The sequence below is a fragment of the Comamonas sp. GW821-FHT11H03 genome (assembly GCF_058807955.1).
In genome coordinates this window covers 37,545-62,148 of record NZ_JBXARF010000005.1, presented here as the reverse complement: position 1 = coordinate 62,148, position 24,604 = coordinate 37,545, and the positions used below count along the sequence as shown (strand labels likewise).

Here is a 24,604-nt window from a genome sequence, read left to right as displayed (position 1 = left end):
GACCGCAAAAAAGCCCGCTGTTCGCAAAACCAGCGGGCTTTTTTCTCTGTTTATTCAAAGAAATCAATAGCAGCACGCGCTTTATAAAAAGGCGCTGACAGCCCATTCAAGCCATATTTTCAGCGCCTGTCCACCAGCGCGTGGGCAATCGTGCCCAGATCCACATATTCAAGTTCGCTGCCTATGGGCACGCCACGCGCCAGCCGCGTGACCAGAATGCCGCGCGACTTGAGCGCCTCGCTGACGGCATGGGCCGTGGCCTCGCCCTCGGCCGTGAAGCTGGTGGCCAGAATCACCTCCTGCACCACGCCGTCACAGGCACGCTCGAGCAACTGCTTCATGCCGATTTCCTTGGGACCCACGCCATCGAGCGGCGACAACCGCCCCATCAGCACATAGTAGTAGCCCTGATAGGCGCCCGTGCGCTCCATGGCAGCCAGATCGGCCGGTGCCTCGACCACGCACAGCCGAGCCCCGTCGCGCCCGGCGTCATCACAGATGCTGCAGATAGCGCCTTCGGTAAACGTATGGCAGCGTTCGCAGTGATGCACCGAGTTCACCGCAGAATCCAGCGCCCGCGCCAGTTGCAGCGCACCGGCCTGATCACGCTGCAGCAAATGAAACGCCATACGCTGCGCCGACTTGATGCCCACGCCCGGCAGTCGGCGCAAGGCCTCGATCAAGGCATCCAGAGATTGCACATCAGACACAGGTTTGTCCTTTCAGTCACCAGAAAAATGGCGATCTGCCACTACGCAGATCGCCATTCATTCCCCTGCCCACAACACTTGCATGCCCTAAGCAGGGGGAAGCGGCATAGCCGCTCAACGGGAAATCCGTCAGAACGGGAATTTCATCCCGCCTGGCAGTCCAGGCATACCGGCAGTGATCTTGCCCATCTTCTCGTTGGAGGTCTCTTCGGCCTTGCGCACAGCCGCGTTGAAGGCAGCTGCCACCAGGTCTTCCAGCATGTCCTTGTCTTCGGCCAGCAGGCTGGGATCGATGGTGATGCGCTTGACGTCATGCTTGCAGGTCATCACGACCTTGACCAGACCAGCACCGGATTCGCCTTCGACTTCGATATTGCCCAGCTCTTCCTGAGCCTTCTTCAGGTTGTCCTGCATGGCCTGAGCTTGCTTCATCAAACCGGCGAGTTGTCCTTTGTTGAACATGAGAATTCCTTCTTTTGTTGAAACGCCTTATTCAGGCTGAATAGATATGGGCTTGATACTACCGGGCACGATTTTCGCGCCAAAGTCTCGCATCAGGGTTTGTACCTGCGGATTGCTTTTGACAATGTCCTCGGCCAGCAACTGGCTGGCTTGTCTTTCCAGGGCCAGCCGGCGGGCAGGACTGTCCGTCACCGGCCCTTGCTCAACCTGCAATTGTCGCGCATGACCGGCTGCTTCCAGCGCAGCACGCAGACGATCACGTGTGCCAGCCTGATTGAGCGAGTTGGACTCCACGCGCAGTCTCCAGAGATCACCTTCACGACCCAACAGTTGCGACTGCAGCGCCAGTTGCCGCGCCACAGCCACCACGGCTTCGCTCTGGAGCAACTGCTGCACCACGCCAAACCACAGATCGCCCTCGGGGGTGCACTCCACAGGGGCTGCATCCTGGGCCGTGCTGACATAGCCGCCGCTTGCGCTCTGGGCCGCAGGCTCGTCAAACTCCATGGGCGGCATGGCATGCAGGGGCTGGCCGACATCCAGGTCGGCATCATCACCCCAGCGCCCATCATCAGACCAGCCCTCATCGGGCATGCCTGCCCAGGCCGCCTCGCTGGCATCCTGCTCTTCGGGAGCATCAGCCATATCGACGACCTCGGCGCTCTCGGACGCATCATCGGCGGACATTTGGCCTGCCTCTGCGACAGCTTCATGATTCGCCGAGGGCATGGTTTGCTCAACCGCAGCAGGCTCAGGCGTCACCGCAGGAGCTGGCGACCGGGTCGACTCCGGGACGGCCTGCACCACCGGCTCTGCTAGTGAATATGCAGCTGAACCCGAGCGTTCGGCAACCGCTTGCATATGTTCTGGCTCGGCCATGCCGACCTCAGACGCAGGCTCCTGCTTTGGTGCGGACTCCGGTGCGGCTTTCGTAACAGGCTGCGGCACAGACGGGACGGACTGAGCCCGCAGCGATGGCGCCTGCGTCGCTGCGGGCGGTGAAGCCGGAGGCGGTTGAATCGGATTCGGAGCCTGGACAACAGGCCGGCTAGGCCTCAGCGCTGGAGTTTTTTTTTCAGCCGTGCCAGCTTCGGCATTTTCCGGCTTGAAGGCCAGCAACCGCAGCAGCGCCATGGTCAGCGCCGCATATTCATCGGGGGCCAGGCCCAGCTCGGCGCGCCCATGCAGGCAGATGCTGTAGAGCAGCTGGGTCTCGTCGCGCGGCATCAGGCCGGCCAGCCGGTCTACTTCGGCGGCCTCGGGGTCGCTGGCATCCAGCGGCATGTCGGGCACGGCCTGCAGCACGGCCATGCGCTGCAGCACGGCGCACATTTCTTCCAGCGTCGATGCCGCAGACAGACCGTTGTGACGCAGCTCTTCGGAGACTTCAACCACCGTGCGCCCCTGACCCTGGGCCAGGGCATCAATCAGGCGGAACACATGGCTACGATCCACGCTGCCCAGCATCTGGCGCACCGTCGCCTCCTGCAACTGGCCGCTACCAAAGGCAATCGCCTGGTCGGTCAGGCTCAGCGCATCACGCATGGAGCCACGCGCAGCACGCGACAGCAGGCGTAGCGCCTGAGGCTCTGCCGGCACGCTTTCCTTGTCGAGCACATGAGTCAGGTGCTCCAGAACCGTCTCGGGCGCCATCGGACGCAGATTGAACTGCAGGCAGCGCGAGAGCACAGTAACCGGCACTTTCTGCGGATCGGTCGTGGCAAGCACGAACTTCAAATACTCCGGAGGCTCCTCCAGCGTCTTGAGCATGGCGTTGAACGCGGTGTTTGTCAGCATGTGCACCTCGTCGATCATGAAGACCTTGAAGCGCCCCTGCACCGGCTTGTACACCGCCTGCTCCAGCAGGCTCTGCACCTCATCCACACCCCGGTTGGACGCAGCGTCCAGCTCGGTGTAGTCGGGGAAACGCCCGCTATCGATTTCAGTGCATGCTGCGCAAACTCCGCATGGGGTTGCGGTGATTCCACCGTTACCGTCCAGGCCCTGGCAATTCAGAGACTTGGCCAGAATGCGCGACACCGTGGTCTTGCCCACGCCACGTGTGCCCGTGAACAGATAGGCGTGGTGCAGGCGCTGCTGGGTCAACGCATTGGTCAGAGCCTGAACCACGTGCTCCTGTCCCACCATTTCGGTGAAGGTACGGGGCCGGTATTTGCGAGCAAGCACTAAATAAGACATAGCCTCTGATTCTACGGGGCCGGGACATGCCAACAAGCCTGCTCCTGGAATCTCATTTCACAGCTCGCGGAGCTGTGTCGGTTTTGCATCTATAATCGAGCGTGACGGGCCTCCTCGCATGGGGAAGCAGCCAACCGGGTCAGGTGGGGAACCAAGCAGCCCTAACTGTAGATACAGTGCCGAGATCAGGCTCGTCACCTTTCGATGGAAACCTCTTACAACAAGAGGCTGTCTTCCGAGAAAGGCCATTTTTCACCATGCACAACACCATGCTGCAGCGCTTTGCCCAGGAAAAGTGTTCCGCATCGACGCCCCATGTCTGGGCTCTCAACCTGATTCCAGGGGCGGCAGCGACCCGATCAGAGCTGAACCCGTCATTGCCTCAAGATCTCCCGCAGGCAATTGACAGACAAGAGCCACAACCAAGAAATCAGATGCAAAAAGGCCGCAATTGCGGCCTTTTGGTTCTCTTACCGGATTGACAGGGCACCGCACAGCGGTGCCATGGAAACTCAAACCGGAACGCCCACCAGATCATGCCCCTGCGTGCCCACGATGCGCACGCTGATCAGCTCACCCACCTTGTAGGTCTTGCTGGCCTTTTCAGGCGGCTGGATGTGAACCACGCCGTCGATCTCGGGGGCATCGGCATAGGTGCGGCCCACACCGCCCTTTTTGCCCAGGCTGACCGCCTTGTCCACCAACACCTTCATGACCTGGCCCACGCGGCGCTGCAGACGCTTGGTGGACACTTCCTCAGCCACTTCCATGAAACGCGCACGACGCGCTTCGCGCACCTCTTCGGGCAGCATGCCGGGCAGCTCGTTGGCAGTGGCACCTTCGACAGGGCTGTAGGCAAAGCAGCCGGCACGGTCGATCTCGGCTTCGCGAATAAAGTGAAGCAGATGCTCGAACTCTTCCTCGGTCTCACCGGGAAAGCCGGCAATGAAGGTGGAACGAATCACCAGCTCGGGGCAGATCTTGCGCCATTCGCGGATACGGTCCAGGTTCTTTTCACCCGATGCGGGTCGCTTCATGCGCTTGAGCACATCAGGGTGGCTGTGCTGCAAAGGCACGTCCAGGTAAGGCAGGATCTTGCCCTCGGCCATCAAGGGCAGGACCGCATCCACGGTGGGATAGGGGTAGACATAGTGCAGACGCACCCAGGCACCGTGCTGCTGCGCCAGCTTGCCCAGCTCGTCGGCCAGCTCCAGCATGCGGGTCTTGACGGGCTTGCCATCCCAGAAGCCGGTACGGTACTTCACATCCACGCCATAGGCCGAGGTATCCTGGCTGATGACCAACAGCTCTTTCACGCCCCCTTCGAACAGTGCCTTGGCCTCCTTGAGCACATCACCGATCGGACGCGAAACCAAATCGCCGCGCATGCTGGGGATGATGCAAAAGGTGCAGCGATGGTTGCAGCCTTCGGAAATCTTCAGATAGGCATAGTGCTTGGGCGTGAGCTTGATGCCAGCATCGCCAAAGCTGCCAGGCACCAGGTCCACGAACGGGTCGTGCGGCTTGGGCAGATGGGCATGCACCGCATCCATCACTTCCTGCGTAGCATGGGGTCCCGTGACTGCCAGCACGCTGGGATGCACCTCGGCCACCATGGAGGAGCCACCCTCTTTGCCAGCCTTGGCACCGAGGCAACCGGTCACGATCACCTTGCCGTTGGCTGCCAGAGCTTCGCCAATGGTGTCCAGGCTTTCCTTGACGGCATCGTCGATGAAGCCGCAGGTGTTGACGATGACCAAATCCGCACCTTCAAAGGTCTTGGAAGTCTGGTAACCCTCGGCGCTGAGCTGCGTGAGAATCAGCTCGCTATCAGTCAAGGCCTTGGGGCAGCCCAACGAAACAAAGCCCACTTTGGGGATTGCGGTTTGCGTGGGGCTAACGGAGTCGATTGATTTCATTTGATTTTTCCAGCAGCGCAGCGTCTACGCGCCAAGCAGAAATTTTATTTCAACGGCCAGATCAGCAGACTCGACTCTGTTGTTCGAGCCAGCCACACGCACGATGAAAAACTGGTAAACGAAAAAGGCGCTACCGCTTCTATAGCTGTAGCGCCTGTATTCTGGCTGGTTCCACGAGATTCAATCTCGCGACCAACGGATTAAAAGCCCGAGTCATCAACAAGCATTGACACGGCCCAAAACAGGTTAATCGGTTGATTTTACCAGCAGCGCCCCCAGGCTGCTCGCGCCCTCCAGGTCTCCCCTGGGCTAAGGGTATGCCGATGGAAGCTTGCAACCACCTCTCTCCTCTGGTTAGCCAGAGGCATCCAATAGTTGCCCCCTCAATGCTCGCTGCAGCGTGCCCAGTCAATATGAGCAGATAAATGAGCAGATAAAGGAGCGACTGCAAGGCATTGCTCACCAGAGCAAAGCCGTTAGCGGAGGATTTCCGAAAAGCACTGAACAAGCCGACAACCCTGACGATTGTCGAGTATGCGTTACATCAAGACAGGCCGGCGCAAACGTCCAATCCACTGCGCCTGGGCAGCGCTTACATCATCACCTCGCGGAGCAAGCACACCTGACATATCAGTTTTCCCGACAGAAGGCCAAGGCACACAAGCCAGGGCCGCGCCGAAATTTGCTGTAATCGCGCCATGGGATTGCCGTAGATTCGCACGATGGCTCCTGACAAGGCCTATGACCGTGAGCCCCCTGTCACGACCACTCGGAATTCATGGGTCAACCACTCCCACAACACATTCAAACGACTCCAAGAAACCATGCACCCTGAGCCAACAGCGCTTTCAGCAAGAAAGAGACATGCTTCCAAGCGCACGGGAGTCACCTATGCGTATCGGTGAACTCGCCGCACTCACAGGCTGCACGCCCAAAGCGCTACGCCTGTATGAGGCGCACGGCTTGCTCGGCACCGTGGCACGCCGGGGCAACTACCGCAACTACGACCCGGAAGATGTGCAGCGCGTGCAGTGGATCCGCCAGGCGCTGTCGCTGGGTTTTCGCCTGGCTGCGCTACAGCCGCTACGCAGCATCGACACCCCCTCCGGCGCTGCTGCCGTCCAGGCGCTGCTCCAGACCCGGCGACGCGCCATTGCCGACGAATTGGCGCGGCTGCAAGCTGCCGACATCGCCCTGGCTGCATTGACCATGGAACTGAGCACATGCGACGGTGCAAAGACATGCCGTTCACTAGAACGGCCTCTCTGCATTTGACGTTGTAGGGCTTGACTCTGTCCCCAAGGACAAGGTGATGCTGACGGCTTACGAACTCAGCCCCCCTCTATCACAATGTCCCGTCGCATCCTCATCATCCTCGGTCAACCCTCCTCAAACAGTCTATGCGCCGCCTTGGCGAGCACCTATGCCGATGCCGCACGCCACGCCGGAGCCGAGGTCCGGCTGCTGGAGCTGGGTGAAATGCAATTCGACCCCGTCCTGCACCACGGATACGAGCATAGCCAGCCGCTGGAGACCGACCTGCAAGGCGCTCAGGTCGACATTAGCTGGGCGCAACACCTGGTGTGGGTCTATCCGATATGGTGGGGCGGAGTACCGGCGCTGCTCAAGGGCTTTCTGGATCGCATCTTCCTGCCAGGTTTCGCTTTCAAATACCGCGCCAACTCTGCATTGTGGGACCGCCTGCTGACCGGCCGCACTGCTGAACTGCTTGTGACAATGGATTTCCCTCCTTGGTACTACCGCTGGGTACAGCGCCAACCAGGTCATCGGCAAATGAAGCAGGGCATCCTGGAATTCAGCGGGATCCGGCCCGTGCACGTGCACAGTTTCGGCCCGGTAGTCAAATCCAGTGCTGCCAAGCGCGCCGCCTGGATAGAGCGCGTGCGCATGCTGGGCACTCGTGCAGGCTTGCGCTGACAGCGTCCTTCCTTAGTTCTCACCTACCGTTCTTTGCTGCGGCAGGAAGGATCGGCAAGCCACCCTACTTTCGTTCCGTGAAGCTCCGCGCGACCAAGGAATACGGCCACAGCCTGCTGCGGGGCGGATGCATCGACCGGTTGAATCGCCGTCCATTGCAGTCATTCATTGAGGCTAAAAACCTGCCTCCCTCCAAAAGACACTCGTCGCAGTCTTCACAAACTGCGCCGCAGCCGCTTCCCATTGGCCGCGAATGCTGACTTTGCCACGCCAACGGTGTTGCAAAACAGCGTCTGTTTCAAGCGGTGTCACCACATTCAGCACCACTCTGTAGACCGGACGCTCCGGGTATAGGGTGCCTTGCATGCTTCGGACCTGAATCATGCCTCCTGCTGCCGCAGACAACGCTGCCTCCGAGAGGGTACGACTCGCATCCTGATCAACGCTGCGCACTGTCAAATCCAATACCGGCCCCACGCCAGCGTCAGCGATAAATACTGCGCTGTCGCCGATGCTGATGCGTTGAACATCTTCTTCCTGCACATAGGCAAGAACCTCCAGCCGATCGCTGCCCACGACTCTACCCAGCAATTCATTTCGGGCCAGCCAGTCTCCCGATCGAAGATCCGGATCCACGTCGCGCAGCACTCCAGCGCCCAAGGCATTCAGACGGTAGCGACTGGCTTCGGTTTCCACCGCCTGCTGTTGGGTGGCCGCCTGTAGTTGACGTTCTTGCAGAACCTGCCAGTCCCTGCGCAGCTCCGAGTCGAAACCTGCTGCCGCTATTTGCTGCGAATACTGAGTCCTCTGCGCATCGTTTTGAGCCTGAGCAGCCTTGAGAGCCGGGGAGTACAGCATAAAGACAGGGGCATCAACCTCGACCATGCGTGCGTCGCCAAACATTTGCTGCTGCAGCTGCGATGCATCAAGCGCATGCAAAGGCCATATCTCGCTGGATTGCAACATACCCTCGGTACGAATTGGGGCAGGCAGGGGCAGCCAGCAAAGTGCAACAAGTACAAAGACTCCGATGGCACTCCAACGTGCTCTTCGACTACGGACGATCTGAGGCCAGCGCAAATACCATGCGGCAATCTCGGACCAGAGAGGCTTGGCGATGAACCACACAATCTCCACCAGAAACAGCAAGATGCCCAGCGCCTTGATGAAGAAGTGATAGACCAAGGCGGCAATACCCAAAAAAAGAACCAATCGATAAATCCAGGTAGCCCAGGCAAACAAGATGAGCCCGCGACGTTTGGCATCGGTAAAAGACTCCGGGGGAGGTTCACCGAGCTTGAATAATTTCTCTCTGATATCCCAGCGTGCAAGTGCAAAGGCACGTGAGTGCAAATTGGGCATCTGTAGAAAGTCGGACAACAGAAAATACCCATCAAAACGCATGAACGGACTTGCATTGATAGCCAGCGTGCTGACCCATGTCGTAGTAGCCAGCAAAAAAGCCATGGACTTGGGGGCTCCTTCAGGCAACCAGACCCACGCCAGCAAGGCCCATGCGGCAATCATCAGCTCCGTTGCAATGCCTGCACCCGCGACCTTGAGGCGCTGATCGTGCCGGGTCAATTTCCAGACCTCGTTGGTATCGGTGTATGCCACCGGCCAAAGCACCAGAAAGGCGACACCCATGGTCGGAACGCGGCATCCAAATCGCTTGGCCATCAAGCCATGCCCCAGTTCATGAAGCACCTTGACAAACCCTAGCGTCAAACCATAGGCCAGCAGTCCTTGCCACGTCAGCGAATCAACCAAGGTGGCCGTGAAAGCCCCCCAGGAGCGTGAAACGCCCCAGACCCCAGCAAACAGAGCCAGCAAGCTGACCCAGCCAAACGTTCGGCTGAATAGAAATTCCAGCGAAGGCGCCCATCGTGTCAGCCAGCGATCAGGCCTGATCAGCGGGACCCGGAAAAAGAGGTAGTTATGAAGAAGCCATTGCATCCAGCTTGAGCGTCTGCCCTGCCACCGCTCAGCCAGCGCATTGGCACTATTGGGAGGTGGCTCCAACAGATCATTTCGCTGCGCAAACTGCAAAAGCGCTTTCACATCTTCCTCATGGAGCGTCAATGTCGTTTGAGCACAGACATCTTGCACAATCGCGTCAGCGACGCCCAGATGCCAGCGCCTGAACACCTCAAAGCTGGCCCAATCCAGCTGAAAGAAAAGGTTGCGTACGGGATCATGCAAGGTCCAGCTGGGCTGGCCATCGGGCAGCACAGGACCGGCAAGCAAATCCAGCTCTTCACGCAAAGCAGGCCATGCGGTACTACTCATGGGACTTACCAGGCAAAGAACTGGCGCAGGACGGCCCAGGGCTTGCGCAGAACCCAGTAGGCCAAAGGCACCCAATCGCCTTGCAGCTTGGCGGTGCCTTTGAGGCCGATACGAGCCTCCTCCTTGGCGAGCGGCATGGACGCACGCACTCGATAGGCGTAGCTGCCATCTGGCCTGGTATTGGCGTCATACGCCATATACCGTAGCTTGCCCTCCAGCCCTGCCATGGGATTCGCTGCCAGATACAGCTTCACTGTGGAGCCCTGGGCCAATGGAATGGCATCACCGATGGGAACCCAGGCCTCGATTTCCACCTCGTCGGGCCGGGCAATACGCATCACCCGTTCACCGGTCTGCACAGGTTTGCCTAGCCATTCGGTGGGAGAGTCAAACAAAACCATGCCATCTTCAGGTGCCAGCACCCGGCTGCGATCACGCTGATCGCTCAGGTATTGCACCTCGGCGCGCTTCTCGCCTATGCGCCCGACAAGCGCTGCCAGTTGCGCCTTGGAGCGAGCGTCGCCCAAGGCCAGCTGGGCAGATTGCCGGTACTCGGCTTCAGCGGTCAGCAGTGCTTGCCGGGCAACCTCCAGCCGACTGCTGATCTGCGCCTCATCCAGTCCGAACAAGCGCTCACCTTTACGGACCATTTGATTGGGCTGGACATGAATTTGATCAATGACGCCATCCAAAGGCGCTCTCAACACCACAGGCTGCGCTGCCACCAGTTCACCCGGAGCAAGAACGCTCATATGTACAGGGACAGCACCAAGCGCAATAAGCCCACCAATGATCCAGACCTGCTTTCTCTGCCACCAGCTCCTGGCCGCAGCTATTGATACCGCAGGCTTTCGCCAAAACCTGGACTGGCCTGCCTGCAATGCGGAGTACGCATGGAACCAGATATGACACCATTCGGCGAGCAGCGGAAAACGCTGCTCTTCAATAGGCTGCGCCCCTGAAAGCAACAGCCCGCCGCAACAAACAGGTGTCTGCGCATCCTGCACAAGAGGCACCCATATCGCATAGGCACCCAGCCATTCGTTCCAGGAACTGGCCAGCTCGAGAGGAAGCTGAGCCGGTTCAATGCGCCGAACCTGGACGGATGGCTGCGCCTGGAGAAACTGGCCAACCCCGTGCAGCCACTGCGCATAAGGAGTGTTCCTGTCTGTCTCGACCACGCCGGACAGCGCCGTCACACCCTCCTTGTCCAGCCACAAACATGCTTGACGGTAAGGCACGAGCAAACGGCTGTCGTTGACCAGCAAAAAACGCAGTTCGGCGCTGCTGCGTGCGGCCCTGGCTCGATGCCCAAGCTCGAGCAGCACCATTGCCGGATTTGCGTTCTGAGGAGAAACGGCTGCATTCATCGCACAACCGCCTCATATGCTGTACTCATGACTCCATCAACCATGGACATACTGGGACATCCTTTTCCCCGCCTGCTGATTCGCTGCATTGGCCATCTTCTCACTCAGCCCAGCCCGCCCTGCGGGTGCGCTGGACGTGACCCTTGCATCGCCGACGACCACTTTGAGCGTACGCACCGACTCGTGGCCCTTTCCATCGCTGACCTTGATCTGCAGGACAAGCGTTGTGCTGAGATCCTTGGGGGCATTGATGGTTAGCTGGCCGCTTTGACGATCCAGGCGCACCCATCCGGGCAACTCCTGCCGGTCGGCGAAGCTGAACCGGAGTGACGCGATATCCCATGGGCTATCCGACGCAAGGAGTACGGGCCTCAGATCCAGAATGCTGGCTCCCGTCGAAACGGAGAACTGCGCCGGCGCCGGATCAAATCCGTAGCGGATGGCTTCTGTGGGTGCAAAAAGAGACATCCCTATCCAGTCATTGAGGCCTGCAATTGACTGTGGAATTCCGTGCCCGGACCAATGTTCAGAACCCTGCGCCCCGCCGCGTTGAGACGAGGTATTGAGCGCCGCCGAGGTGGACTGCAGAAAATCTGCATTCGGCTCTGACACCTCTGAAGCTTGAAATGGTGCGAGACCAAGTCCCGTTGGCAAATCATTCATGGCCGGGAGACCTGGAGGCTGCACCGCCGGAGGAACCAGGGGCTCAACAACTGCGTTGAGTGACGTCACCGGGGAGGCATTGCCTGCCACGTCCCTTTGCTGAACCCAGATGCTGAACGCCCCGAAACCCGGTAGCTGGACGGAGTTGCCGCGGCCTTCAATCCAGGAAACGCCATTGTCCAGGGAATACTGCCAACTGCCTCCTGCTTCCAGAGCAGAAATGAAGACCACGCCCGTTGGCGAGACTTGCCGCCCATTCACCAGCGTGGCTTGATCCAGAGTGATTTCTGGCGCAACCGGATCAAGGGTATCGATGGCATAGACATTGGATGCCGTAGTGCCCGTTCCGCTGTTGCCCGCCGCATCCACATAACCGGTGTTGTTCAGCGTGATCACATTGGTGGTGTCGGTGATGCCTGCCGTCGGTGTCAAGGTCGCCGTCCAGGTCTTGCCGCCGTCGCTGGACATCAGGTTACTCAGGGCTCCATGCTCAACGCTGAAGTCGCCGATATCCAGCCCCATTACCGCCTCACTGAAGGTAATAGTCACCAGCGAGGTCTCACCGGTTTTCAGCGCAGTATCGGCTACCACAATGGTCACGATCGGACGCACGGTATCGATGGCGTAGCTGTTGGAATCGGTGGTGCCACTGCCGGCGTTTCCGGCAGCATCTGTGACGCCAGCGTTACTCAGGGTGATCAGGTTGGTGCTGTCGGTGATATCAGCCGTCGGTGTCAGGGTCGCGGTCCAGGTCTTGCCACCGTCGCTGCTGCTCAGGTTGGACAAGGTGCCGTTTGCCACGCTGAGGTCCGACAGGTCGAAACCGCTCACCGCCTCGTTGAAGGTGATGGTTACCTGCGAGGTCTGGCCGACGCCCAGGTTCGGATTGGCGATCACCACCGTGGCGGTCGGCCGTTCGCTGTCGAGGGCGTAGTTGTTCGACACCGCCACCGTGCTGCCGGCGTTGCCCGCAAGGTCGGTGACGTTGCTGGTGTCCAGCGCAATGAAGTTGCTCGGGTCGGTGACATTCGCAGTCGGCGTGAAGGTCGCGGTCCAGGTCTTGCCGCCATCGCTGCTGCTCAGATTGCTCAGGTCACCGTTGGTCACGCTCAGGTCGGAGAGGTCGAAATTGCTCACCGCCTCGCTGAAGGTGAAGGTCACCGTGGTGCTCTGGCCGATACCCAGATGCGGGTTGGCGACCACGATGTTCACGGTCGGCCGGGTCGCGTCGAGGATGTAGTTGTTGGAGATGGCGATGCTCGCCCCGAGGTTGCCGGCCAGATCCTGGACACCGGCGGTGTCGATCAGGATCAGGTTGGTCGGGTCGTTGACGTTGGCTGTCGGCGTGAAGGTCGCGGTCCAGGTCACGCCGCCGTCGCTGCTGGTCAGGTTCGACAGCGCACCGTTGGCGACGCTGATGTCCGACAGATCGAACCCGCTCACCGCTTCGCTGAAAGTAATGGTCACCGTGGTGGTTTCACCGATGCCCAGGCGGTTGTCGGCGACCACGATGGTGGCGGTCGGCAGCGCAGTGTCGATCGCGAAGTTGTTGGAATCGGTGGTGCCGACGCCACTGTTGCCCGACAGGTTGGCCACCCCGGCGTTGTTCAGGGTGATCAGGTTGCTGCTGTCGGTGATGTTGTTGGTCGGCGTGAAGGTCGCGGTCCAGGTGATGCCGCCATCGCTACTGCTGACGTTGCTCAACGTGCCGTTGGCGATGGTCAGGTCGCTGTTGTCGAAACCGCTGACCGCTTCGTTGAAGGTGATGGTCACCAGCGAGGTTTCCCCGGCCCTGAGCGATGTGTCGGCAACCACGATGGTGGCGGTCGGCACCTGGGTATGGATCTGATAGTTGGCCGAACTGGTGGTGCCGGTGCCGGTGTTGCCGGCCAGGTCGGTGATGCCGGTGTTGTTCAGGACAATCAGGTTGGTGAGGTCGGTGATGCCGATGTTTGGCGTGAACGTGGCCGTCCAGGTGATGCCGCCGTCGCTCGACGAAACATTGCTCAAGGTACCGTTGGCGACACTCAGATCGGAATTGTTGAATCCGGTGACCGCCTCGCTGAAGGTGATGGTCACCAGCGTGGTTTCGCCGGGACGCAAGTCACTGTCGGTCATGACGATGGTCGCCGTCGGACGCTGACTGTCGACCGCGTAGTTGTTGGAATCGGTGGTACCGCTGCCGGCGTTGCCCGCCAGATCGGAGATGCCGGTGTTGTCCAGCGTGATCAGGTTGGTGGTGTCGGTGATACCCGCCGCCGGCGTGAACGTCGCGGTCCAGGTGATGCCGCCGTCGCTGCTGCTGACCGCACTCAACGTACCGTTGGCGATGATCAGGTCGGCGTTGGTGAAACCGGTCACCGCTTCGCTGAAGGTGATGGTCACCAGTGAGGTCTGGCCGACGCCCAGTGCCGTGTCAGCCACCACGATGGTGGCGGTCGGACGCACCGTGTCGATTGAGTAATTGTTCGAATCAGTGGTGCCGATGCCGGCATTGCCCGACAGGTTCTGCACACCGGTATTGTCCAGCGTGATCAGGTTGGTGGCGTCGGTAATGTTGCTGGTCGGCGTGAACGTTGCCGTCCAGGTAATGCCGCCGTCGCTGCTGCTGACCGCGCTGAGCGTGCCGTTGGCAATCGTCAGGTCAGCGTTGGTGAAACCGGTGACCGCCTCGCTGAAGGTGATGGTCACCAATGAGGATTCGCCGATTTTCAGACTGGGGTCGGACACGATGATGGTCGCGGTCGGCACCACGGTGTCGATGGTGTAGTTATTGGAGTTGGTCGTGCCGCTGCCGGCGTTGCCCGAAAGGTCGGCGATGCCGGTGTTGGCCAGCACGATCAGGTTGGTCGCGTCGTTGACGCCCAGGTTCGGTGTGAACGTTGCCGTCCAGGTGATGCCGCCGTCACTGCTGCTCACGGCGGTCAGCGTACCGTTGGCAATGATCAGGTCGGCGTTGGTGAAGCCGCTCACCGCTTCGCTGAAGGTGATGGTCACCAAAGAGGTTTCGCCGGCAGTAAGGTTGCTGTCGGCGACCACGATGGTCGCGGTTGGCCGCACCGTATCGATTGCATAATTGTTGGAGTCGGTAGTGCCGCTGCCGGTGTTGCCCGACAGGTCGACGATGCCGGTGTTGTCCAGGGTAATCAGGTTGGTGGTATCGGTGACGCTGGCGCTCGGGGTGAACGTCGCGGTCCAGGTGATGCCGCCATCACTGCTGCTGACCGCGCTCAACGTGCCGTTGGCGACCGTCAGGTCGGCGTTGGTGAAACCGCTGACCGCTTCGCTGAAGGTGATGGTCACCAGTGAGGTTTCACCGATCCGCAGGTTGTTGTCGGCCACCACGATGGTCGCGGTCGGGCGCACGGTATCGATGGCGTAGTTGTTGGAGTCGGTGGTGCCGCTGCCGGCGTTGCCGTTCATATCCGCGATGCCGGTGTTGTTCAGCGTGATCAGGTTGGTCGCGTCGGTGATGCTGGCGGTCGGCGTGAACGTCGCTGTCCAGGTGATACCGCCGTCGCTGCTGCTGACCGCCGTCAAGGTGCCGTTGGCAATCGTCAGGTCGGCGTTGGTGAAACCGGTGATCGCTTCGCTGAAGGTGATGGTCACCAGCGAGGTCTCGCCGATTTTCAGCGCGTTGTCCGCCACCACGATGGTCGCGGTCGGACGCGCGGTGTCGATCGCGTAATTGTTGGAATTGGTGGTGCCGCTGCCGGCGTTGCCGGCGAGATCGACGACCCCGGTGTTATCCAGGGTGACCAGGTTGGTGGTGTCGGTAATGTTGGTGGTCGGCGTCAACGTGGCGGTCCAGGTGATGCCGCCGTCGCTGCTGCTCAGGCCGGTCAGGGTACCGTTGGCCACTGTCATGTCGGCGGTGGTGAAGCCGCTGACCGCTTCGCTGAAGGTGATGGTCACCAGTGAGGTTTCACCCACTGCCAGATTGGTGTCGGCCACAACAATGGTCGCTGTCGGCCGCACGGTATCGATCACGTAATTGGCCGAATCAGTCGTGCCGCTGCCGGCGTTGCCCGCCAGGTCGGCGATACCGGTGTTGTCCAGGGAGATAAGGTTGGTGGTGTCGGTGATGCTGGCGGTCGGGGTGAAGGTCCCGGTCCAGGTGATGCCGCCATCGCTGCTGCTCACTGCGCTCAACGTGCCGTTGGCGATGGTCAGGTCGGCGTTGGTGAAACCGGTCACCGCCTCGCTGAACGTGAAGGTCACCAGCGAGGTATCGCCGATCTTCAACGCCGTGTCGGACATCACGATGGTCACGGTTGGCCGCGCGGTGTCGATCGCGTAGTTGACGGAGCTGGTCGTGCCGACGCCCGCCACGCCGTCGCTGATCGCGGTCACCCCGGTGTTGTCGAGGGTGATCAGGTTAGTGGAGTCGGTGATGTTGTTGGTCGGGGTGAAGGTCGCGGTCCAGGTGATACCGCCGTCAGCACTGGAGACGGCCGACAGCGTGCCGTTGGCAATCGTCAGGTCGGCATTGGTGAAACCGGTCACGGCGCGGCTGAAGGTGATGGTCACCAACGAGGTTTCGCCGATTTTCAGTGCGGTATCGGACATCACGATGGTGGCGGCCGGTGGTTCCACATAAGCGGTGTTGAGGGTGCCGCCATTGTTGTAGATCGCCGCGAAGGCCAACGGTACAGAGCCCGTCACGCCGCCGCCCAGTTCTGCGCCACCGGCGCCGCTGCCCGCCGCGTTGCCAGTGATGGAGCTGAAGTTGGAGGCCGTGATCAGCACCGTGCCGCCCTGGTTCCAGATCGCGCCGACACCTCGTCCGCCGTCACCGCCGTTCAGGTTGTTGCTGCCCTGGCCACTGCCGCCACCACCACCACCGCCAGCGCCGATGTTGTTACTGATGACCGAGGTGCCGACGATTTTCAGGGTCCCGGTGGAAGCGTTGTAAATGCCGCCGGCCGCGTTGCCACCGACACCGCCGACCTTGTCCCAGCCGGAGCCGCCACCGCCGCCGCCAATGGAAATCGTGCCGTTGTTGGCGGTGCCGCCATTGCCGCCGTTGCTGTAATAGGACACGCCGGCACCGCCGGCGCCGCCCGTGGTGGAGCCGCCGCGCCCGCCCATGTGCGTCGCGTCGTAGCCACCGCCGTAGCCGCCGACACCACCGCTGCCAGCCTGGCCGCCCAGCGTACCGGTGCCCGGCCCGGCAGTACCGCCATGGCCGCCGCCCTGACCGCCAAGACCACCGCCACCACCACCGCCGCCGCCGTAGTTGGCGCCCGTGACGCCACCACCGCCACCGCCACCCGCTGCCGCGTTGCCCGTGACCGAGACGTTGTTCAACGTGAGGGTGCCGGCGTTGAAAATCCCGCCCCCCATGGCGCCGGTTGCGCCGTAGCCACCATTGCCGCCGTTGCCCGAGACCAGGCCCCGGGTAATGACCAGACCATCCAGGGTCACCGTACTGCCGGAGGTGATTTCCACCACCCGCGTCCGGTATTGACCATCGAGCGTGACGTCAGCAACACCGTCGTTGTTCAGGTCGCCGTCAACCGTGATGTTCTTGTTGATCAGCAACTCCGCGGTCAATTGCACCGTCATGCCGGAACTGAACGTGACGATGTCGCCGTTCTGCGCCGATGCCAGCGCCGCGCGCAGCGATCCGACCCCGGTGTTGGCATTGTTGGTGGCCGTCCAGGTCGCAAGGCCCCACTGGTACTCACTCATGGACTTGGCCGACAGCACATTGGCGCTTTCGATGCTGCCGGTAGTGATCTCCAAGTCCCAGTCGCCGCCCACGCCGGTGCGGTTGCTAGATGCTGCAATGTCGCGGCCGGTCAATGCAGCCCATGAATCAACAAATTGCAGCCCCGCCTCTCCCTCCGCCGTGTTGCAAGCGTAAATGAGGATATCGCCGCCAGCGACCAAACCGTTTCCGATACGTGCCAAGCTCTCCGCATGCGTGCTTAGATTAGCCGTCGACAGATAACTACTGCCCAGCCATAGTTCACCAGCATTGCCGTGAGCGAGAATTTCAGCCGTGGTCGTGCCCGAATGCAGAGCCAGATAGTTGGCGATCTGCTGCAAGCCATCCTGGCTGCTGTTTAAAACGACCACCTGTGTATCCGCAGCAAGGATGGAAACCAGCTGCTGATAGTCTCTCACCCGGTCGTCCACAAACACAACGGTCTGCTGGGCGGTTGCTGGAGGTGAGGAGTCCAGTGCAATAGGGTGAAGCTGTGAGCTGTCCGTAACTTTGGCTGTATGGTCTAGGGCCGTATCAGGAGTTGCCGAGTGAAACTGGTCAGCAGCGACGGCAACTGCAGCGCCATCAAACATAAAGCGTTGCTCTAATGCCAATGGCCTTACAGAACTACTTGGTCGAAATGCTGAACTTTGGCGCAACACATCTGAAGTTACATCAAATTTTATTTGACTTTTCTTTGTGGAGGTCAGAATGCCTGAGACACGCCGCCATAAATTTTTGTCTATAAAATTCATAATACTTCCTCAGATTTCAACAACCGATAGTTAATACTCAATAATTGCCAATATCATTATTGCAATTTAATTATTTATAACAGAATTACAAATTTTACATATTAAAATATTTATTTAAAAACATAAAATTGAATTTTTAATATGAATTCTTAAATTCAATAGCCAGGCACTATTGAATTTGACTACATTTTGAATCATAATTTATCTTCGTCATTTAATATTCATTATCGTCAAAATGAGCAAAAATTCATTTCAGACACTCTGGTTCACAGGATTACCTGGATCAGGAAAAACCACTATTTCAAAAGCTTTTTCAGATAGTCTGCGAAAGAATGGAAAGAATGTTTGCATCATAGATGGCGATGAGTTACGTTCCGGCTTATGCCAAGATTTGGGTTTTGACAAGCTCGACCGTGCAGAAAATATGCGCAGAGCCGCTCACATCGCAAAAATACTAAATAACAATGAAATTTATGCTTTGGTCGCCATGGTCTCACCTTATGCGGAAGATCGAGAGATGGCCTATGAAATTATTGGAAAAGACCGGTGCATAGAAGTTTATGTAAGCACGCCATTAGAAATTTGTGAAAAGCGCGATCCCAAAGGCCTTTATGCCAGGGCTCGGAGCGGCTCAAACACACTCATGACCGGAATCCACTCCCCCTATGAAGCCCCGCGTGAACCAAGCCTGACAATTGACACAAGCCGTGAAGACTTATCCATTTCCATTCGAAATTTAATCGACCTCATCAACAAATAAATTTCTCTCATGAATAGCTCTTTGAAATACCACTTCATCACTGGACTTCCTCGATCAGGCTCAACATTATTGTCTGCAATATTGCTGCAGAACCCAAAGTTCTATGCCGGGATGTCAAGTCCAGTTGGAGCACTGATTCATAATATGCTTGAACAATTTGGCGCCGGCAGTGAATTTGGCCCGGTTATTTCAAAAGACAAACGGCGGCGTTTGGTCAAAGGTGTTTTTGATAGTTATTACTCAGACCAAGAAGATAAAGAAACCATTTTTGACACGAACCGAATATGGAGTGCAAACATGCCTTTGATTGCAGATATTTTTCCACAGTCAAAGGTAATTGCTTGCGTCAGGAACGTTGCTTGGATCATGGATAGCATCGAGCGCCTATATGCTGCAAATCCTTTTGAAATTACAAAATTATTCAATAACGGAGTTGAGCGAAACACCGTATATAGTCGCATAGAAGCATTGGCAATGCCAAATAGACTGGTTGGATATTCTTGGTCTGCTTTGAAAGAAGCGTACTATGGAAAGCATGCCAACTCATTGTTAATTGTTGATTACGAATTCTTGGCGAAGGCGCCAGAAAAAGTAATCCCATTGATATATGAATTCATTGACGAGCCGTATTTTGAACATGATTTTTCCAATGTATATTACGATGCTCCAGAATTTGATCAAGCATTAGGTATTCATGGCATGCATAAAGTTCAGCAAAAAGTTGTTCTGAATTCCAGGGCAACAATTTTGCCACCTGATTTATTTGAAAAATATGGAAAGCTTTCGTTCTGGAATAATCAATCAAGCAGTCGAGCGAATGTAGTTACGGTTAAAAATTGAGATCAATTGAATCCCTGAGAAGACTATTTCCTATCGTCAGCCTTCGCGGACATCAACACCTGCCCGCTCATGCCGGCGATCAGCTCGTTGAATTTTCCGTGGATGGCCGCATTGACTTTCACGGACTGGCTCACCGGGTCCACGCGCGCGGCCAGGCGCTGCACCTTGGCGGGATAGGTTTTGCCGGTCTCGTCGATGCGCACCTGGAATTCCGAGCCTGCATGCAGCCAGCTGAGCCAGCGCGAGGGCACCAGAAACTCCAGCTCCAGCGTGGAGTCGTCCAGAATGTCCAGCAGCGCCTGGCCCGGCTGTGCATATTGCTGCTCGCGGATTTTCTGCTCGGCCACCCGCCCCGCATAGGGCGCGGTGATCTGGCATTTGCTCAGCAGGCTGCGGTTGGCGGCGACCTCGGCTCTCGCCTTGTTCCATTCGGCCTGCGAGACATCCAGCTCCACCTTGCCAACGGAGTTCAACTCGGCCAGGCGCTGGTTGGCCTTCCAGGTCTTCTCTGTGGCATCCACGCCCGCCTGGGCCTTGTTCAGCTGGGCTTGCGGCAGGCTGCAGTCAAACTGCACCAGCAGTTGACCCTGGCGAAAGGCCCCGCCCTCCACCACCGGCAGGCGCTGCACCTTGGCGCCGATTTCGGCCGCCAAGGTGGTGTAGCGGCGCGGTGCGAGCTGGGCGCGGATCTCGCGCTGATCCAGCACGCTGGGCAAGGAGGCCTGAGTCCTCGGAAGACTGTGGGCTGCCGGGCCTGTCTGGGCCTGAGCGCCCAGAGGCAGGCCCATAGACAATCCCAGCACCAGACCCAACATCAAAGGAGACACGCAAGACTTCATTGGAATTGACCCGCATCCCAGCTTTGCAGCGATTTGCCCACGGCCTGCGTGAGTTCGGGCAAGGGCATGTTGTCCGAGCCTTCGATCATGGGCTCCATGCCCAGGGTGGCTTGCAGGCGGGAGCTGGCGGCCTGCATATTGGATTGAGCCTGGTAGCGGCGCAGCACGGAAAGAATGGTGGCGGTCTGCTGGGAGACGCGCTCAAGCGCATTGAGCTTGTCGGCCTGCACCTGGTTGTTTACATGCTCAGACAGGCGCTGGTCCACGGACGCGATGGTCTGCGCTCTTTCATACTGGCGCACGGCGTTCGCAAATTGCAGGCGGGCCACATGCAGCTGAGTCAATACCGCCATCTGGGTAGCCAGGCGACGCTGATCGGCCAGCTGGACACCTGCGTCAGCCAGTTGACGCTGTGCAGGCAGTGACAGCAGCCCCAGCAGATTGAAGGAGATCTGCAGGCCCGCATCCTGCCAACGATCGTTGATCAGATAGCTGTCGCTGCTTTTGTTGACCCCGTAGTTGAAGGAAAGGCCGGGGAACATGCGCAGCATGACGCGCTTGGTCTCTTCATTGGCGATACGGGCGTTGTACAGGCTCTCGCGCAGATCCGGGTTCAGCATCAGGGCTCGGTCTTCCAGCTTGTCCACGGGCTGCTCCAGCCAGCGCTGGGCATTCGAGGCTACAGGCTCGATCACACGCAGCGGCTGGTTCAGCTCGGCAGGAGACACTCCCATCAGCGAAGCCAGTTCGATGCGCGAGGAGGACAGCTCCTGCTGAATGGCCTCCAGCAGGCGGATGTTCTCGAGCAACTGACGCTGATAGCGCAGCGGCTCCATAGGAGAGCGCAGTTTTTCCGCTTCGACCTTGCGCGAGTCCTCCAGGGCCTTGTCTGCATCCTGGCCTGCGGTCTGCAAAGAAGACTCCAGCGCCTGGGCCGCAGCCACACGCCAGTAAGCGATGCGCACATCCTGGATCAGCGTGTGTATGGCCTTGCGGCTACGCTCAGCCGCAATTTGGGCGCGATCCGCATGCTGACGAGCGGCGTAATAGCTTTGACCGAAGTCCAGCAGGCTCCACGAGAAGCTCAGCGATGTCAGTGTCGATTCACGATCCGACGAGATATAGGGATGGGCCAGGGACGGCGCGCCTGTGACGGAGTCCGTGCTGCGGCTGATCAGGTCCTTGTCGCGGTAGCGATAGCCGGCCGAGGCCACCAGCTTGGGCAGCATGTCGAACTTGGCAACATTGGCCGTGCCCTGCGCCACCGCCTCTTCCATGCCACGCAGGCGCTGGGCTGAGTTGTATTTGATGGCTCTCGCAATGGCCTCTTCAAGGCTCACGGGCCCGGCCAGAGGAGCCACGCCCTTACCGAGACTCTGGCGATCAGCCTGAACCTGCGACTGAATTTCTTCCGTGGAAAGTGCCTGGCTTGTCAAATTGGCGCAACCGCTGAGCCAAATGACCGAGCCTAGCAGGGCAGTGAGCCGGACACGGTCACGAAAATTTGTCTCAGACCGGTGGTAAGTAAGGACGTTCATATCTGCAGGGGGATAGTGGCAAAGGCGGTTTGACAAGAAGACACCGGAGGGCTCCAGCAACAAAAACAAACTTTCAAAAAGTATGCAAAAGTCTTAATTGTCAAAAAGTGTTCCAAAGATATTAACCGGGCAAGGACTGCAAAGGCAATCACTGAAATCAGGTATTTCTTCTGCCAGAAGCACCATGCTGTTGCACTCTTTTTTGCCCCCAATTGGTGCAATGAGCCCTTGGCGGTGACTGGTCAAGCGGTTCGCTTGTGATGCAGTGCGTAGCTGCCTGAGGCAGCTTCCAGCTGGAGACAGCAAGACACCGCCTCAAGTACTCTCCAAGAGCCATTGGCGCAAGATTGCTGATTGCTATTGGAAGCTCCAGCCCTGATCTATGAATTTCAGATCAACACCGTTCACAAGCGCGCTTGCCACACATCACGAGGCATTGGAAGACGCACAACAACGCTCCAGGCACATCAAACTGCCCCTGCAAAACCAGGCAGCTCAATCACAGCAGCTCCATCGTCAAGTTTGAGAGATTCGGACGCCCAATGGAAATCGAGCGCAGCGTCATGGGCGTGACAACTACAGTCGATGGTGCGGAAATGCCTCATAAGGGGTTGTGAAAACCCCGGCAGTCAATCCTGATCGCTACCTTGCCTCGGGTCGTCCGCGACCAAATCGACAAGGCTGACGCAGAGCATCAATACCATGAGCGCAAACTGACAAGCAGCCATTTCATGGCAACCTCGCTCAATTCATATTTGCAAGCAGTACGCGCCCATTGATTGACGGTACCGGATAGATGTTTGCACCTGTCACCCGAGGCTCCTTATGGGCTCTGGCCTTGTGCAAAGGAGTCACGAGAAGAGCCAAAGCCTGCTCGATGCAGGCGAACGAAGCCAGCTAAGCCACCGGTCTGCTGACGAAATCAGTTGCCAGACACTTAAACGATGCGACCGCCCATGCAGCGACACATCCCACGGCACGCCGACTAGTGAAGCGAGAACACCGCTGCGGCATCAATCTCAAGTGGCCTGGAAAGCAAATACCCTTGAGCGCAATCCACTCCAAGCCTTTGCAGCATATCCAGCTCTTCCGGCCGTTCAACGCCCTCTGCAATCACCAGGCTTCCTATTTCATGTGCGAAGCTGATGAGGCCTCTGGCCAGTGCACGCCGTTTCTCATCTTTATCGATTGAGTGAGTAAGACTCATATCCAGCTTGATGATCTCGGGCTCGAGATTGAGGATATGCCGCATGCTGGAATAGCCCGCACCAGCATCGTCAACCGCCAGTTTTGCGCCCCGGCGACGGTAAGGCTCCAGCCCAATGACAAGAGCCTTGTAATCCTTGACCGCAGCATGTTCTGTAATTTCCAGGACCAGACGGGAGAGATCATCAATGCCATCAAGTAGTTGATGAAATTTGCTGCTAAGCAGCAGTTGTGGCGAGCAGTTGACACTTACGCTGCTGTTGGCGGGAAGCCGCTCCAGCGCTGGCAGCACCTTGGACACAGCGCACAACTCCAGCTCAATGCCCAAACCTGCCTTGTCTGCCACATCGAACCAATAATCCGGCGCATGTCTGGGCTCGACATCAAAACGCGAAAGGCTCTCAAAGCCACAGATGGACTTGTCACGCAGACTGCAGATCGGCTGGAAAACCATCCTCGGATCGCCGTGCGCCAAAGCGGACTGGACCTCTGCGACCAACCGTGCCTTGACTCGCTCCTCGGCAGCCTGCTCTTCGATGCGGTCTGCCAGTATCTCTGCAAATGCGCGCAGCAATTGCATGTCGCGCTCCCCTAGCGTTGGATTCGGGAGGTAGCTGAAGCAGCAAAGCGTCCCATACACATGCCCATCTGTGAGACGGACAGGAACACTCAAATGGGACCCAATTGGAATGGCATGTGTTGCAGAAATGTGCTGAGCAGCCGGCACATGATTTGTGTCCGGAATACATTCGGGCAGCTCGCCATGAACGACCTTCAGGCAGTATCCCTCCTGCATGGGAATGCTCTGGCCTTGATAGAGCGGCCCACCCGAAACACTGTCCAAATGCTTGAGCACGCGTTCGGCAGCGCCGAAGTGTGAGACAAAGGCGATATCCATTCCAAGGTGCTTGCGAACAGCACGCAGTATGCGATCCACTCCTTCTGCACACACACCTGATCTCATCAAATGATTGAGATGGCGATTCCCATCAACCTCCAGATCGTTCATCTGCATGCCCCCCTCTTACATACAGTCGACTCACACGGCTTTTGTCAACATTTAATCTGGAAAAGCATGCAATGTGAAGCGATGCTCATCGATATCCAACAAGTGTCTCAGCAGCGGCCGTGGCAAAAATGTCAATCGATCCAGTAGTTTCACCATCCACCTGGATTCCAGCTGTTGCTCCAGGTATGGGCCCTCGGTGAGTTTTTCTGTATGACGGCTTCGTGGAACGGACTCAACCGGTCGTTGCAACGACCATACCTCGCCTCCGGCGCGAGCAATCAGCTCAATCGGAATACGCATCGAGGTGGAGTGTGGACGACAGATCGCAGGCTGCATTTATTGGTGTCGAGCAGTCACAGTCCAAGACATCGCCCACCTGGACACATTGCCGAGC

The 24,604-nt window shown here is 58.3% G+C and carries 14 protein-coding genes and 1 other RNA gene; 5 read left to right on the top strand and 10 right to left on the bottom strand.

Translation table 11 applies throughout. The features are described from left to right. Positions 1-119 precede the first annotated feature (119 nt). From recR to dnaX, 3 genes are all read right to left on the bottom strand, one after another. On the bottom strand, positions 120-710 hold the full coding sequence (gene recR, locus AC1RTQ_RS12720; protein WP_003066191.1) for a recombination mediator RecR: 591 nt from the start codon (positions 708-710) through the stop codon (positions 120-122). A gap of 129 nt (positions 711-839) precedes the next feature. Beyond that, positions 840-1,172, bottom strand: coding sequence for a YbaB/EbfC family nucleoid-associated protein (locus AC1RTQ_RS12715; protein WP_003066189.1), 333 nt, complete (start codon positions 1,170-1,172; stop codon positions 840-842). A 27-nt stretch (positions 1,173-1,199) separates the two neighbouring features. Beyond that, positions 1,200-3,371 (bottom strand): DNA polymerase III subunit gamma/tau, encoded by a 2,172-nt coding sequence (gene dnaX / locus AC1RTQ_RS12710; RefSeq protein ID WP_492876212.1) that lies wholly within the window; start codon positions 3,369-3,371, stop codon positions 1,200-1,202. A gap of 103 nt (positions 3,372-3,474) precedes the next feature. On the opposite strand from dnaX, the gene ffs reads away from it, so the two are divergent. Next, positions 3,475-3,570, top strand: an RNA gene (gene ffs, locus AC1RTQ_RS12705) — signal recognition particle sRNA small type. 313 nt (positions 3,571-3,883) lie between these two features. Here ffs and rimO read toward each other — a convergent pair. After that, on the bottom strand, positions 3,884-5,290 hold the full coding sequence (gene rimO, locus AC1RTQ_RS12700; RefSeq protein ID WP_304350279.1) for a 30S ribosomal protein S12 methylthiotransferase RimO: 1,407 nt from the start codon (positions 5,288-5,290) through the stop codon (positions 3,884-3,886). A gap of 891 nt (positions 5,291-6,181) precedes the next feature. On the opposite strand from rimO, the gene AC1RTQ_RS12695 reads away from it, so the two are divergent. After that, on the top strand, positions 6,182-6,565 hold the full coding sequence (locus AC1RTQ_RS12695; protein WP_492876210.1) for a MerR family transcriptional regulator: 384 nt from the start codon (positions 6,182-6,184) through the stop codon (positions 6,563-6,565). A gap of 75 nt (positions 6,566-6,640) precedes the next feature. Then, the gene (locus tag AC1RTQ_RS12690) at positions 6,641-7,228 is read left to right on the top strand and encodes an NAD(P)H-dependent oxidoreductase (protein ID WP_492876208.1); all 588 of its coding nucleotides are present in this window, start codon (positions 6,641-6,643) and stop codon (positions 7,226-7,228) included. 174 nt (positions 7,229-7,402) lie between these two features. Here AC1RTQ_RS12690 and AC1RTQ_RS12685 read toward each other — a convergent pair whose 3' ends face one another. The 3 genes from AC1RTQ_RS12685 to AC1RTQ_RS12675 are packed head-to-tail and all read right to left on the bottom strand — an operon-like array spanning position 7,403 to position 17,856. Continuing rightward, positions 7,403-9,517: a site-2 protease family protein gene (locus tag AC1RTQ_RS12685; protein ID WP_492876206.1), complete on the bottom strand. Its 2,115-nt coding sequence runs from the start codon at positions 9,515-9,517 to the stop codon at positions 7,403-7,405. A 5-nt stretch (positions 9,518-9,522) separates the two neighbouring features. Continuing rightward, positions 9,523-10,887, bottom strand: coding sequence for an efflux RND transporter periplasmic adaptor subunit (locus AC1RTQ_RS12680; RefSeq protein ID WP_492876204.1), 1,365 nt, complete (start codon positions 10,885-10,887; stop codon positions 9,523-9,525). Positions 10,888-10,923: 36 nt separating this feature from the next. Then, positions 10,924-17,856 (bottom strand): Ig-like domain-containing protein, encoded by a 6,933-nt coding sequence (locus AC1RTQ_RS12675; RefSeq protein ID WP_492876202.1) that lies wholly within the window; start codon positions 17,854-17,856, stop codon positions 10,924-10,926. A 397-nt stretch (positions 17,857-18,253) separates the two neighbouring features. On the opposite strand from AC1RTQ_RS12675, the gene cysC reads away from it, so the two are divergent. Together cysC and AC1RTQ_RS12665 are read left to right on the top strand one after the other, a co-directional pair. Next, positions 18,254-18,778, top strand: a complete 525-nt coding sequence (cysC, locus tag AC1RTQ_RS12670; RefSeq protein ID WP_492876200.1) for an adenylyl-sulfate kinase — start codon at positions 18,254-18,256, stop codon at positions 18,776-18,778. Between the two features lie 9 nt (positions 18,779-18,787). Next, positions 18,788-19,618: a sulfotransferase family protein gene (locus tag AC1RTQ_RS12665; RefSeq protein ID WP_492876198.1), complete on the top strand. Its 831-nt coding sequence runs from the start codon at positions 18,788-18,790 to the stop codon at positions 19,616-19,618. A 23-nt stretch (positions 19,619-19,641) separates the two neighbouring features. Here AC1RTQ_RS12665 and AC1RTQ_RS12660 read toward each other — a convergent pair whose 3' ends face one another. From AC1RTQ_RS12660 to AC1RTQ_RS12650, 3 genes are all read right to left on the bottom strand, one after another. Next, positions 19,642-20,457, bottom strand: coding sequence for an efflux RND transporter periplasmic adaptor subunit (locus tag AC1RTQ_RS12660; protein ID WP_492876196.1), 816 nt, complete (start codon positions 20,455-20,457; stop codon positions 19,642-19,644). Then, positions 20,454-21,893, bottom strand: coding sequence for a TolC family protein (locus tag AC1RTQ_RS12655; protein ID WP_492876194.1), 1,440 nt, complete (start codon positions 21,891-21,893; stop codon positions 20,454-20,456). The genes AC1RTQ_RS12660 and AC1RTQ_RS12655 overlap by 4 nt, the downstream gene beginning before the upstream one ends. A 1,087-nt stretch (positions 21,894-22,980) precedes the next feature. Beyond that, complete coding sequence (locus AC1RTQ_RS12650; protein WP_492876192.1) at positions 22,981-24,216, bottom strand: sensor domain-containing phosphodiesterase; 1,236 nt, start codon at positions 24,214-24,216, stop codon at positions 22,981-22,983. Between the last annotated feature and the right edge of the window lie 388 nt (positions 24,217-24,604).